We start from the raw sequence: 14,376 nt of genomic DNA on the forward strand, positions 1-14,376 counted from the left end.
CAAGGAGCCAAACAAAAAATAGTAACCTTTTGAAATAAATTTTATAAAAGGTTAAAGCTAAGATTCACCTTAATAGAAGGAGGAAAAACGGTGACTTCAGTACAAGAAAAACCGTTCAAAATTGGCGATATCGTTATGAACAATCGTGTCGTACTAGCACCTATGGCAGGAGTTTGTAACTCTGCTTTCCGTTTAACTGTTAAAGAATTCGGAGCAGGTTTAGTATATGCAGAAATGATTTCAGATAAAGGAATTGTTCAACGCAATAATAAAACGATGAGCATGCTTTATATTGATGAACGTGAAAATCCGTTATCTCTACAAATTTTTGGAGGAGATAGGGAAACATTAGTAGAAGCAGCTCAATACGTAGATAAGTATACGACAGCTGATATTATCGATATCAATATGGGTTGCCCTGTTAACAAGATTATTAAATGTGAAGCAGGAGCAAAGTGGTTATTAGATCCGAATAAAATTTATGAAATGGTATCTGCAGTTGTTGATGCTGTAGATAAGCCAGTTAGCTGTAAAATGCGTATCGGCTGGGATGATGACCATGTCTTTGCAGTAGAAAACGCAAAGGCAGCAGAACGTGCAGGTGCTTCAGCTATTGCTATGCATGGGCGTACCCGACTTCAAATGTATGAAGGAAAAGCAAACTGGGATATCCTGAAAGAAGTAAAAGAAAACATTAGTATCCCGTTCATTGGTAATGGCGATGTTGAAACTCCAGAAGATGCAAAACGATTACTAGATTATACTGGTGCAGATGGTGTAATGATAGGTCGAGCTGCGCTAGGAGATCCATGGATGATTTATCGTACAGTTGAATACTTAGAATCAGGCAAATTAATGCCAGAGCCGCCAATCCGTGAAAAGATTGATGTTTGCTTATTACACTTTGAACGCTTAATGCAACTAAAAGGGGAAGTAATTGCTGTTCGCGAAATGCGAAAACACGCTTCTTGGTATTTAAAAGGTGTTCGTGGTAACGGAAAAGCTCGTAATCTTATCAACCATGCTGAAACAGCACTAGAATTACGAACAATTTTAAACGAACTTGTTGAAGAAATCGAAGAAAGCGATGCAGCTTCTAAATCTATTCAGATTGGCTAAGAGCCCTATGAAAAACTAAAAGTCGCCGCTAAATAAGTGGCGACTTTTTCCTCTTTATTGCATATAAAGTAAGGGTTAATGGGGAAAATGAGTAGAAAGACGTGAATCGTTAGTGAAAATTGTGTACAATAAGTACATTATGGACTGCTTAGCGGAACAAATATAAGGAGTGAAAATCGTGGCAGAAGAATTAAACGACCAACTTTTGGTGAGACGTCAAAAGATGGATTCTATAAAAGAAAAAGGGTTAGATCCATTCGGTCAACGTTTTGAACGTACACATCTATCAAACGAATTAAAAGAACAATATGCAGATCTTTCAAAAGAAGATTTAGAAGAAAACGAACATCCAGAAGAAGTTATTATTGCTGGTCGTATTATGACAAAACGTAGTAAAGGAAAAGTGGGATTTGCAAATATCCAAGATATAGGCGGACAAATCCAAATTTATGTACGAAAAGATGCAATTGGTGAAGAAGCTTACGATATTTTTAAACATGCTGATCTTGGTGATATTGTTGGGATTAAAGGGACAATCTTCAAAACACATGTTGGTGAATTAACTATTAAAGCATTAGAATTCACTTTCCTTTCTAAATCATTACGTCCATTACCTGAGAAATACCATGGTTTACAAGACGTAGAACAACGTTACCGTCAACGCTACTTAGATTTAATCACAAATGAAAGTAGTAAAAACACTTTCATCACTCGTAGCCAAATTATTCGTTCAATCCGAAGTTTCTTAGATAGAAAAGGCTATTTAGAGGTTGAAACACCAATGTTGAATTCAGTAGCTGGTGGTGCAGCAGCTCGTCCGTTCGTTACTCATCACAATGCATTAGATGCAACGATGTATATGCGTATAGCGATTGAACTATACCTAAAACGCCTAATTGTAGGTGGACTTGAAAAAGTATATGAAATTGGCCGTGTATTCCGTAACGAAGGAGTATCTACTCGCCATAACCCAGAGTTTACATTACTTGAGCTATATGAAGCATTCGCAGACTTCCACGACATCATGGATTTGACCGAAGATTTATTTGTTCATGTTGCAGAAGAAGTTCTAGGTACAACTCAAATTCAATATGGTGAAGATACAATCGATCTTTCAAAAGGTTGGAAACGTCTACACATGGTAGATGCAGTAAAAGAAGCTACAGGCGTAGACTTCTGGAAAGAAATGACGAAAGAAGAAGCACAAACATTTGCACGCGAACACCATATTGAAATCAAGGATACTATGGAAGTTGGACATATTATCAATGAATTCTTTGAACAAAAAGTAGAAGAAACATTGGTACAACCTACTTTTGTATATGGTCATCCTGTGGAAATTTCTCCACTTGCAAAGAAAAATCCAGAAGACCCTCGTTTCACTGACCGTTTTGAATTATTTATTGTACGACGTGAACATGCAAATGCATTCACAGAATTGAATGATCCAATCGATCAACGTGAACGCTTCGAAGCGCAAATGCGTGAAAAAGAACTAGGTAATGATGAAGCACACGAAATGGATGAAGACTTCTTAGAAGCATTAGAATATGGTATGCCTCCTACTGGTGGGTTAGGTATTGGTATTGACCGCTTAATCATGCTTTTAACAAACTCTCAATCTATTCGTGATGTTTTACTGTTCCCATTAATGCGATCACGTGATTAATCTTTAAAAAAATCAAGCAACGACGTTCTATGCACTATTAGAACGTCGTTATTTGTATTTTTGTATGTAAATTAGTAATGGTGTTAATCAACGAGTGAATAAGGGTATATAACTTTTTAATAAAAAGCTTGCAAGCAAAATAATATAGTGGTATATTAAATGAGTTGCTAATTTAGTTAGCATGTCATTACGAAAGAGACTTTTAAAAAAAGTTATTGACGCTGAATTGATAAATTGGTATAATAATTAAGTCGCTCAAATGAGTAAACTTAATTATAAAAGAATCGAAAATGAAAAAGTCCTTGACAAACAATTCCTTGTTTGATATAATAATTAAGTCGCTTACGGGTGATTATATGAACCTTGAAAACTGAACAAGCAAGACGTTAATCAATAAACTTTGTTCACTAACTTCTGTTAGTGACAAGGACAAACTATAGATATCATCTTTGATGATACGCTAGCAAAGCTAATGAGCTTTCAAACTTTACTTTTATGGAGAGTTTGATCCTGGCTCAGGACGAACGCTGGCGGCGTGCCTAATACATGCAAGTCGAGCGAATGACGAGGAGCTTGCTCCTCTAATTTAGCGGCGGACGGGTGAGTAACACGTGGGCAACCTGCCCTGTAGACTGGGATAACTTCGGGAAACCGGAGCTAATACCGGATAATCCATTTCACTTCATGGTGAAATGTTGAAAGGCGCTTTCGCGTCACTACAGGATGGGCCCGCGGTGCATTAGCTAGTTGGTGGGGTAACGGCCTACCAAGGCGACGATGCATAGCCGACCTGAGAGGGTGATCGGCCACATTGGGACTGAGACACGGCCCAAACTCCTACGGGAGGCAGCAGTAGGGAATCTTCCACAATGGACGAAAGTCTGATGGAGCAACGCCGCGTGAGTGATGAAGGTTTTCGGATCGTAAAACTCTGTTGTAAGGGAAGAACAAGTACGTTAGGAAATGAACGTACCTTGACGGTACCTTATTAGAAAGCCACGGCTAACTACGTGCCAGCAGCCGCGGTAATACGTAGGTGGCAAGCGTTGTCCGGATTTATTGGGCGTAAAGCGCGCGCAGGTGGTTTCTTAAGTCTGATGTGAAAGCCCACGGCTCAACCGTGGAGGGTCATTGGAAACTGGGAGACTTGAGTGCAGAAGAGGAAAGTGGAATTCCAAGTGTAGCGGTGAAATGCGTAGAGATTTGGAGGAACACCAGTGGCGAAGGCGACTTTCTGGTCTGTAACTGACGCTGAGGCGCGAAAGCATGGGGAGCAAACAGGATTAGATACCCTGGTAGTCCATGCCGTAAACGATGAGTGCTAAGTGTTAGGGGGTTTCCGCCCCTTAGTGCTGCAGCTAACGCATTAAGCACTCCGCCTGGGGAGTACGACCGCAAGGTTGAAACTCAAAGGAATTGACGGGGGCCCGCACAAGCGGTGGAGCATGTGGTTTAATTCGAAGCAACGCGAAGAACCTTACCAGGTCTTGACATCCCAGTGACCGCTCTAGAGATAGAGTTTTCCCTTCGGGGACATTGGTGACAGGTGGTGCATGGTTGTCGTCAGCTCGTGTCGTGAGATGTTGGGTTAAGTCCCGCAACGAGCGCAACCCTTAATCTTAGTTGCCATCATTTAGTTGGGCACTCTAAGGTGACTGCCGGTGACAAACCGGAGGAAGGTGGGGATGACGTCAAATCATCATGCCCCTTATGACCTGGGCTACACACGTGCTACAATGGACGGTACAAAGAGTCGCTAACTCGCGAGAGCACGCTAATCTCATAAAACCGTTCTCAGTTCGGATTGTAGGCTGCAACTCGCCTACATGAAGCCGGAATCGCTAGTAATCGCGGATCAGCATGCCGCGGTGAATACGTTCCCGGGCCTTGTACACACCGCCCGTCACACCACGAGAGTTTGTAACACCCGAAGTCGGTGAGGTAACCTTTTGGGGCCAGCCGCCGAAGGTGGGATAGATGATTGGGGTGAAGTCGTAACAAGGTAGCCGTATCGGAAGGTGCGGCTGGATCACCTCCTTTCTAAGGAATATTTCGGAATAGAGAACGTGGTTCTCTAGATTAACGCTTGCTGTTCAGTTTTGAAGGTTCATCACTTTCATTAATATTTAATCTCAAAAGGGGCCTATAGCTCAGCTGGTTAGAGCGCACGCCTGATAAGCGTGAGGTCGATGGTTCGAGTCCATTTAGGCCCACCATTTAAATACTCTTTTGGGGCCTTAGCTCAGCTGGGAGAGCGCCTGCCTTGCACGCAGGAGGTCAGCGGTTCGATCCCGCTAGGCTCCACCAATTGTTCTTTGAAAACTGGATAAAACGACATTGAAAAATTCTTAAGTAACACATTTTTTTATATTAAGTTTTAAATTTTTAGGCTTAATAACTTATAGGTTAAGTTATTAAGGGCGCATGGCGGATGCCTTGGCACTAGAAGCCGATGAAGGACGGCACTAACACCGATATGCTTCGGGGAGCTGTAAGTAAGCTTTGATCCGGAGATTTCCGAATGGGGAAACCCACTATTCGTAATGGAATAGTATCTTGACGTGAATACATAGCGTCATGATGGCAGACTCAGGGAACTGAAACATCTAAGTACCTGAAGGAAGAGAAAGAAATTTCGATTCCCTTAGTAGCGGCGAGCGAAACGGGAACAGCCCAAACCAAGAGGCTTGCCTCTTGGGGTTGTAGGACACTCTATATGGAGTTACAAAGGAATGAATTAGACGAAGCGGTTTGGAAAGACCTACCGAAGAAGGTAACAGTCCTGTAGTCAAAAGTTCATTCTCTCCTGAGTGGATCCTGAGTACGGCGGAACACGTGAAATTCCGTCGGAATCTGGGAGGACCATCTCCTAAGGCTAAATACTCTCTAGTGACCGATAGTGAACCAGTACCGTGAGGGAAAGGTGAAAAGCACCCCGGGAGGGGAGTGAAAGAGATCCTGAAACCATGTGCCTACAAGTAGTTAGAGCCCGTTAATGGGTGATAGCGTGCCTTTTGTAGAATGAACCGGCGAGTTACGATTACATGCAAGGTTAAGTTGAAAAGACGGAGCCGTAGCGAAAGCGAGTCTGAATAGGGCGAATGAGTATGTGGTTGTAGACCCGAAACCAGGTGATCTACCCATGTCCAGGGTGAAGGTAAGGTAACACTTACTGGAGGCCCGAACCCACGCACGTTGAAAAGTGCGGGGATGAGGTGTGGGTAGCGGAGAAATTCCAATCGAACTTGGAGATAGCTGGTTCTCTCCGAAATAGCTTTAGGGCTAGCCTCGTGATAGAGAATCTTGGAGGTAGAGCACTGTTTGAACTAGGGGTCCATCCCGGATTACCGAATTCAGACAAACTCCGAATGCCAATGATTTATGCACGGGAGTCAGACTGCGAGTGATAAGATCCGTAGTCAAAAGGGAAACAGCCCAGACCACCAGCTAAGGTCCCAAAGTAATTGTTAAGTGGAAAAGGATGTGACGTTGCTTAGACAACCAGGATGTTGGCTCAGAAGCAGCCACCATTTAAAGAGTGCGTAATAGCTCACTGGTCGAGTGACGCTGCGCCGAAAATGTATCGGGGCTAAACAATTCACCGAAGCTGTGGATAGACATCTATGATGTCTGTGGTAGGAGAGCGTTCTAAGTGCTGTGAAGTCAGACCGGAAGGACTGGTGGAGCGCTTAGAAGTGAGAATGCCGGTATGAGTAGCGAAAGATGGGTGAGAATCCCATCCACCGAATGACTAAGGTTTCCTGAGGAAGGCTCGTCCTCTCAGGGTTAGTCGGGACCTAAGCCGAGGCCGATAGGCGTAGGCGATGGATAACAGGTTGATATTCCTGTACCACCTCCCTACCATTTGAGTAATGGGGGGACACAGTAGGATAGGGTAAGCGCACTGTTGGTTATGTGCGTCTAAATAGTAAGGCGTGAGAGTAGGCAAATCCGCTCTCTATAACGTTGAGCTATGATGGCGAGCGGTTTACCGCGAAGTTCCTGATTTCACACTGTCAAGAAAAGCCTCTAGCGAGGTAGGAGGTGCCCGTACCGCAAACCGACACAGGTAGTCGAGGAGAGAATCCTAAGGTGAGCGAGAGAACTCTCGTTAAGGAACTCGGCAAAATGACCCCGTAACTTCGGGAGAAGGGGTGCTCTAGTAGGGTGCAAGCCCGAGAGAGCCGCAGTGAATAGGCCCAGGCGACTGTTTAGCAAAAACACAGGTCTCTGCAAAACCGTAAGGTGACGTATAGGGGCTGACGCCTGCCCGGTGCTGGAAGGTTAAGGGGATTGCTTAGCGTAAGCGAAGGTGAGAACCGAAGCCCCAGTAAACGGCGGCCGTAACTATAACGGTCCTAAGGTAGCGAAATTCCTTGTCGGGTAAGTTCCGACCCGCACGAAAGGCGTAACGATCTGGGCACTGTCTCAACGAGAGACTCGGTGAAATTATAGTACCTGTGAAGATGCAGGTTACCCGCGACAGGACGGAAAGACCCCGTGGAGCTTTACTGTAGCCTGATATTGAATTTTGGTACAGCTTGTACAGGATAGGTAGGAGCCTGAGATACCGGAGCGCCAGCTTCGGTGGAGGCGTCCTTGGGATACTACCCCAGCTGTATTGAAATTCTAACCCGTACCCCTATATCGGGGTAGGAGACAGTGTCAGGCGGACAGTTTGACTGGGGCGGTCGCCTCCTAAAGAGTAACGGAGGCGCCCAAAGGTTCCCTCAGAATGGTTGGAAATCATTCGCAGAGTGTAAAGGCACAAGGGAGCTTGACTGCGAGACCTACAAGTCGAGCAGGGTCGAAAGACGGGCTTAGTGATCCGGTGGTTCCGCATGGAAGGGCCATCGCTCAACGGATAAAAGCTACCCCGGGGATAACAGGCTTATCTCCCCCAAGAGTCCACATCGACGGGGAGGTTTGGCACCTCGATGTCGGCTCATCGCATCCTGGGGCTGTAGTCGGTCCCAAGGGTTGGGCTGTTCGCCCATTAAAGCGGTACGCGAGCTGGGTTCAGAACGTCGTGAGACAGTTCGGTCCCTATCCGTCGTGGGCGTAGGAAATTTGAGAGGAGCTGTCCTTAGTACGAGAGGACCGGGATGGACACACCGCTGGTGTACCAGTTGTTCTGCCAAGAGCATCGCTGGGTAGCTATGTGTGGACGGGATAAGTGCTGAAAGCATCTAAGCATGAAGCCCCCCTCAAGATGAGATTTCCCATTACGCAAGTAAGTAAGATCCCTTGAAGACGACAAGGTAGATAGGTTCGAGGTGGAAGTGTGGTGACACATGGAGCTGACGAATACTAATAGATCGAGGACTTAACCAAACGTTATTTTAAGAACTTCAATGAAAGTTTATCCAGTTTTGAAAGAATAATTAGCTTATCAAAAAAATATTGACTTTTCTTTAGATAAGTGATAAAATAATTCTTGTCCTTAAGAAGGATACATAGTCTAGTAATGATGGCAAAGAGGTCACACCTGTTCCCATGCCGAACACAGAAGTTAAGCTCTTTAGCGCCAATGGTAGTTGGGGGCTGTCCCCCTGCGAGAGTAGGACGTTGCTAGGCTGAATATGGAGGATTAGCTCAGCTGGGAGAGCACCTGCCTTACAAGCAGGGGGTCGGCGGTTCGATCCCGTCATCCTCCACCATATTTTAATTTGCCGGTGTAGCTCAGTTGGTAGAGCAACTGACTTGTAATCAGTAGGTCGAGGGTTCGACTCCTTTCGCCGGCACCATATTCTATTTTAAAGTGAGTCATTAGCTCAGTTGGTAGAGCATCTGACTTTTAATCAGAGGGTCGCTGGTTCGAATCCTGCATGACTCACCATTTTAAATAAACCTAGCGGGTGTGGCGGAATTGGCAGACGCACTAGACTTAGGATCTAGCGCCGCAAGGCGTGGGGGTTCGACTCCCTTCACCCGCACCATTTATTCTAAAACTTTATAATTGCCAGATTTTAAAAAAACTTGAAGCATATGCGGAAGTAGTTCAGTGGTAGAACATCACCTTGCCAAGGTGGGGGTCGCGGGTTCGAACCCCGTCTTCCGCTCCAAATATGCCGGGGTGGCGGAACTGGCAGACGCACAGGACTTAAAATCCTGCGGTAGGTGACTACCGTACCGGTTCGATTCCGGTCCTCGGCACCATCTTTATTTAACATATAAGCAATAATTAATATAAAATATGCGCCCATAGCTCAACTGGATAGAGCGTCTGACTACGGATCAGAAGGTTGTGGATTCGACTTCTGCTGGGCGCACCATATCGGGAAGTAGCTCAGCTTGGTAGAGCACTTGGTTTGGGACCAAGGGGTCGCAGGTTCGAATCCTGTCTTCCCGACCATTTAAAATTATATTGGGGCCTTAGCTCAGCTGGGAGAGCGCCTGCCTTGCACGCAGGAGGTCAGCGGTTCGATCCCGCTAGGCTCCACCAATTATTTTATGAACCTTGAAAACTGAACAAGCAAGACGTTAATCAATAAACTTTGTTCACTAACTTCTGTTAGTGACAAGGACAAACTATAGATATCATCTTTGATGATACGCTAGCAAAGCTAATGAGCTTTCAAACTTTACTTTTATGGAGAGTTTGATCCTGGCTCAGGACGAACGCTGGCGGCGTGCCTAATACATGCAAGTCGAGCGAATGACGAGGAGCTTGCTCCTCTAATTTAGCGGCGGACGGGTGAGTAACACGTGGGCAACCTGCCCTGTAGACTGGGATAACTTCGGGAAACCGGAGCTAATACCGGATAATCCATTTCACTTCATGGTGAAATGTTGAAAGGCGCTTTCGCGTCACTACAGGATGGGCCCGCGGTGCATTAGCTAGTTGGTGGGGTAACGGCCTACCAAGGCGACGATGCATAGCCGACCTGAGAGGGTGATCGGCCACATTGGGACTGAGACACGGCCCAAACTCCTACGGGAGGCAGCAGTAGGGAATCTTCCACAATGGACGAAAGTCTGATGGAGCAACGCCGCGTGAGTGATGAAGGTTTTCGGATCGTAAAACTCTGTTGTAAGGGAAGAACAAGTACGTTAGGAAATGAACGTACCTTGACGGTACCTTATTAGAAAGCCACGGCTAACTACGTGCCAGCAGCCGCGGTAATACGTAGGTGGCAAGCGTTGTCCGGATTTATTGGGCGTAAAGCGCGCGCAGGTGGTTTCTTAAGTCTGATGTGAAAGCCCACGGCTCAACCGTGGAGGGTCATTGGAAACTGGGAGACTTGAGTGCAGAAGAGGAAAGTGGAATTCCAAGTGTAGCGGTGAAATGCGTAGAGATTTGGAGGAACACCAGTGGCGAAGGCGACTTTCTGGTCTGTAACTGACGCTGAGGCGCGAAAGCATGGGGAGCAAACAGGATTAGATACCCTGGTAGTCCATGCCGTAAACGATGAGTGCTAAGTGTTAGGGGGTTTCCGCCCCTTAGTGCTGCAGCTAACGCATTAAGCACTCCGCCTGGGGAGTACGACCGCAAGGTTGAAACTCAAAGGAATTGACGGGGGCCCGCACAAGCGGTGGAGCATGTGGTTTAATTCGAAGCAACGCGAAGAACCTTACCAGGTCTTGACATCCCAGTGACCGCTCTAGAGATAGAGTTTTCCCTTCGGGGACATTGGTGACAGGTGGTGCATGGTTGTCGTCAGCTCGTGTCGTGAGATGTTGGGTTAAGTCCCGCAACGAGCGCAACCCTTAATCTTAGTTGCCATCATTTAGTTGGGCACTCTAAGGTGACTGCCGGTGACAAACCGGAGGAAGGTGGGGATGACGTCAAATCATCATGCCCCTTATGACCTGGGCTACACACGTGCTACAATGGACGGTACAAAGAGTCGCTAACTCGCGAGAGCACGCTAATCTCATAAAACCGTTCTCAGTTCGGATTGTAGGCTGCAACTCGCCTACATGAAGCCGGAATCGCTAGTAATCGCGGATCAGCATGCCGCGGTGAATACGTTCCCGGGCCTTGTACACACCGCCCGTCACACCACGAGAGTTTGTAACACCCGAAGTCGGTGAGGTAACCTTTTGGGGCCAGCCGCCGAAGGTGGGATAGATGATTGGGGTGAAGTCGTAACAAGGTAGCCGTATCGGAAGGTGCGGCTGGATCACCTCCTTTCTAAGGAATATTTCGGAATAGAGAACGTGGTTCTCTAAGATTAACGCTTGCTGTTCAGTTTTGAAGGCTCATCGCTTTCAAAACATTGTTCTTTGAAAACTGGATAAAACGACATTGAAAAATTCTTAAGTAACACATTTTTTTATATTAAGTTTTAAATTTTTAGGCTTAATAACTTATAGGTTAAGTTATTAAGGGCGCATGGCGGATGCCTTGGCACTAGAAGCCGATGAAGGACGGCACTAACACCGATATGCTTCGGGGAGCTGTAAGTAAGCTTTGATCCGGAGATTTCCGAATGGGGAAACCCACTATTCGTAATGGAATAGTATCTTGACGTGAATACATAGCGTCATGATGGCAGACTCAGGGAACTGAAACATCTAAGTACCTGAAGGAAGAGAAAGAAATTTCGATTCCCTTAGTAGCGGCGAGCGAAACGGGAACAGCCCAAACCAAGAGGCTTGCCTCTTGGGGTTGTAGGACACTCTATATGGAGTTACAAAGGAATGAATTAGACGAAGCGGTTTGGAAAGACCTACCGAAGAAGGTAACAGTCCTGTAGTCAAAAGTTCATTCTCTCCTGAGTGGATCCTGAGTACGGCGGAACACGTGAAATTCCGTCGGAATCTGGGAGGACCATCTCCTAAGGCTAAATACTCTCTAGTGACCGATAGTGAACCAGTACCGTGAGGGAAAGGTGAAAAGCACCCCGGGAGGGGAGTGAAAGAGATCCTGAAACCATGTGCCTACAAGTAGTTAGAGCCCGTTAATGGGTGATAGCGTGCCTTTTGTAGAATGAACCGGCGAGTTACGATTACATGCAAGGTTAAGTTGAAAAGACGGAGCCGTAGCGAAAGCGAGTCTGAATAGGGCGAATGAGTATGTGGTTGTAGACCCGAAACCAGGTGATCTACCCATGTCCAGGGTGAAGGTAAGGTAACACTTACTGGAGGCCCGAACCCACGCACGTTGAAAAGTGCGGGGATGAGGTGTGGGTAGCGGAGAAATTCCAATCGAACTTGGAGATAGCTGGTTCTCTCCGAAATAGCTTTAGGGCTAGCCTCGTGATAGAGAATCTTGGAGGTAGAGCACTGTTTGAACTAGGGGTCCATCCCGGATTACCGAATTCAGACAAACTCCGAATGCCAATGATTTATGCACGGGAGTCAGACTGCGAGTGATAAGATCCGTAGTCAAAAGGGAAACAGCCCAGACCACCAGCTAAGGTCCCAAAGTAATTGTTAAGTGGAAAAGGATGTGACGTTGCTTAGACAACCAGGATGTTGGCTCAGAAGCAGCCACCATTTAAAGAGTGCGTAATAGCTCACTGGTCGAGTGACGCTGCGCCGAAAATGTATCGGGGCTAAACAATTCACCGAAGCTGTGGATAGACATCTATGATGTCTGTGGTAGGAGAGCGTTCTAAGTGCTGTGAAGTCAGACCGGAAGGACTGGTGGAGCGCTTAGAAGTGAGAATGCCGGTATGAGTAGCGAAAGATGGGTGAGAATCCCATCCACCGAATGACTAAGGTTTCCTGAGGAAGGCTCGTCCTCTCAGGGTTAGTCGGGACCTAAGCCGAGGCCGATAGGCGTAGGCGATGGATAACAGGTTGATATTCCTGTACCACCTCCCTACCATTTGAGTAATGGGGGGACACAGTAGGATAGGGTAAGCGCACTGTTGGTTATGTGCGTCTAAATAGTAAGGCGTGAGAGTAGGCAAATCCGCTCTCTATAACGTTGAGCTATGATGGCGAGCGGTTTACCGCGAAGTTCCTGATTTCACACTGTCAAGAAAAGCCTCTAGCGAGGTAGGAGGTGCCCGTACCGCAAACCGACACAGGTAGTCGAGGAGAGAATCCTAAGGTGAGCGAGAGAACTCTCGTTAAGGAACTCGGCAAAATGACCCCGTAACTTCGGGAGAAGGGGTGCTCTAGTAGGGTGCAAGCCCGAGAGAGCCGCAGTGAATAGGCCCAGGCGACTGTTTAGCAAAAACACAGGTCTCTGCAAAACCGTAAGGTGACGTATAGGGGCTGACGCCTGCCCGGTGCTGGAAGGTTAAGGGGATTGCTTAGCGTAAGCGAAGGTGAGAACCGAAGCCCCAGTAAACGGCGGCCGTAACTATAACGGTCCTAAGGTAGCGAAATTCCTTGTCGGGTAAGTTCCGACCCGCACGAAAGGCGTAACGATCTGGGCACTGTCTCAACGAGAGACTCGGTGAAATTATAGTACCTGTGAAGATGCAGGTTACCCGCGACAGGACGGAAAGACCCCGTGGAGCTTTACTGTAGCCTGATATTGAATTTTGGTACAGCTTGTACAGGATAGGTAGGAGCCTGAGATACCGGAGCGCCAGCTTCGGTGGAGGCGTCCTTGGGATACTACCCCAGCTGTATTGAAATTCTAACCCGTACCCCTATATCGGGGTAGGAGACAGTGTCAGGCGGACAGTTTGACTGGGGCGGTCGCCTCCTAAAGAGTAACGGAGGCGCCCAAAGGTTCCCTCAGAATGGTTGGAAATCATTCGCAGAGTGTAAAGGCACAAGGGAGCTTGACTGCGAGACCTACAAGTCGAGCAGGGTCGAAAGACGGGCTTAGTGATCCGGTGGTTCCGCATGGAAGGGCCATCGCTCAACGGATAAAAGCTACCCCGGGGATAACAGGCTTATCTCCCCCAAGAGTCCACATCGACGGGGAGGTTTGGCACCTCGATGTCGGCTCATCGCATCCTGGGGCTGTAGTCGGTCCCAAGGGTTGGGCTGTTCGCCCATTAAAGCGGTACGCGAGCTGGGTTCAGAACGTCGTGAGACAGTTCGGTCCCTATCCGTCGTGGGCGTAGGAAATTTGAGAGGAGCTGTCCTTAGTACGAGAGGACCGGGATGGACACACCGCTGGTGTACCAGTTGTTCTGCCAAGAGCATCGCTGGGTAGCTATGTGTGGACGGGATAAGTGCTGAAAGCATCTAAGCATGAAGCCCCCCTCAAGATGAGATTTCCCATTACGCAAGTAAGTAAGATCCCTTGAAGACGACAAGGTAGATAGGTTCGAGGTGGAAGTGTGGTGACACATGGAGCTGACGAATACTAATAGATCGAGGACTTAACCAAACGTTATTTTAAGAACTTCAATGAAAGTTTATCCAGTTTTGAAAGAATAATTAGCTTATCAAAAAAATATTGACTTTTCTTTAGATAAGTGATAAAATAATTCTTGTCCTTAAGAAGGATACATAGTCTAGTAATGATGGCAAAGAGGTCACACCTGTTCCCATGCCGAACACAGAAGTTAAGCTCTTTAGCGCCAATGGTAGTTGGGGGCTGTCCCCCTGCGAGAGTAGGACGTTGCTAGGCACACACTAAAGCACAACTGATTATTCAGTTGTGCTTTTTTATGTTAAAAAATATACATACAAAGCTAAAAGAAAAGACGAATCACTTGCATCTTGTT

General features: G+C 46.7%; 2 protein-coding genes, 11 tRNA genes and 6 rRNA genes. All 19 read left to right on the forward strand.

The genetic code is table 11. The features are described 5' to 3' along the window. Positions 1–90 precede the first annotated feature (90 nt). The 19 genes from dusB to rrf (ACWV26_RS00535) all read left to right on the forward strand — a co-directional run bounded on the left by dusB (position 91) and on the right by rrf (ACWV26_RS00535) (position 14,279). Positions 91–1,119: a tRNA dihydrouridine synthase DusB gene (dusB, locus tag ACWV26_RS00445; RefSeq protein WP_455896464.1), complete on the forward strand. Its 1,029-nt coding sequence runs from the start codon at positions 91–93 to the stop codon at positions 1,117–1,119. Between the two features lie 178 nt (positions 1,120–1,297). Further along, a complete protein-coding gene (gene lysS, locus ACWV26_RS00450) occupies positions 1,298–2,788 on the forward strand; it encodes a lysine--tRNA ligase (protein ID WP_455896465.1) in 1,491 nt (496 codons plus the stop codon). A gap of 492 nt (positions 2,789–3,280) precedes the next feature. Further along, positions 3,281–4,828 (forward strand): 16S ribosomal RNA (locus ACWV26_RS00455). Positions 4,829–4,927: 99 nt separating this feature from the next. Further along, positions 4,928–5,004, forward strand: a tRNA-Ile gene (locus tag ACWV26_RS00460). A 15-nt stretch (positions 5,005–5,019) separates the two neighbouring features. After that, positions 5,020–5,095, forward strand: a tRNA-Ala gene (locus tag ACWV26_RS00465). Between the two features lie 97 nt (positions 5,096–5,192). After that, positions 5,193–8,122 (forward strand): 23S ribosomal RNA (locus tag ACWV26_RS00470). A gap of 126 nt (positions 8,123–8,248) precedes the next feature. Continuing rightward, a 5S ribosomal RNA gene (gene rrf, locus ACWV26_RS00475) occupies positions 8,249–8,365 on the forward strand. Positions 8,366–8,372: 7 nt separating this feature from the next. Further along, positions 8,373–8,448: transfer RNA gene (locus ACWV26_RS00480), tRNA-Val, on the forward strand. Positions 8,449–8,459: 11 nt separating this feature from the next. Then, positions 8,460–8,535: transfer RNA gene (locus ACWV26_RS00485), tRNA-Thr, on the forward strand. Positions 8,536–8,551: 16 nt separating this feature from the next. Further along, a tRNA-Lys gene (locus tag ACWV26_RS00490) sits at positions 8,552–8,627 on the forward strand. A 15-nt stretch (positions 8,628–8,642) separates the two neighbouring features. Beyond that, a tRNA-Leu gene (locus ACWV26_RS00495) sits at positions 8,643–8,727 on the forward strand. Positions 8,728–8,778: 51 nt separating this feature from the next. After that, positions 8,779–8,853, forward strand: a tRNA-Gly gene (locus ACWV26_RS00500). 5 nt (positions 8,854–8,858) lie between these two features. Beyond that, positions 8,859–8,947 (forward strand) — tRNA-Leu (locus ACWV26_RS00505). 39 nt (positions 8,948–8,986) lie between these two features. Further along, positions 8,987–9,063 (forward strand) — tRNA-Arg (locus ACWV26_RS00510). Positions 9,064–9,066: 3 nt separating this feature from the next. After that, positions 9,067–9,143: transfer RNA gene (locus tag ACWV26_RS00515), tRNA-Pro, on the forward strand. Between the two features lie 14 nt (positions 9,144–9,157). Further along, positions 9,158–9,233 (forward strand) — tRNA-Ala (locus ACWV26_RS00520). Positions 9,234–9,377: 144 nt separating this feature from the next. Continuing rightward, positions 9,378–10,925, forward strand: a 16S ribosomal RNA gene (locus tag ACWV26_RS00525). A gap of 181 nt (positions 10,926–11,106) precedes the next feature. Beyond that, a 23S ribosomal RNA gene (locus ACWV26_RS00530) occupies positions 11,107–14,036 on the forward strand. A 126-nt stretch (positions 14,037–14,162) separates the two neighbouring features. Then, a 5S ribosomal RNA gene (gene rrf, locus ACWV26_RS00535) occupies positions 14,163–14,279 on the forward strand. Together the 16S, 23S and 5S rRNA genes with 11 tRNA genes alongside form the textbook arrangement of a ribosomal RNA operon. Positions 14,280–14,376 lie beyond the last annotated feature (97 nt).

The organism is Rummeliibacillus sp. JY-2-4R, from assembly GCF_053847205.1.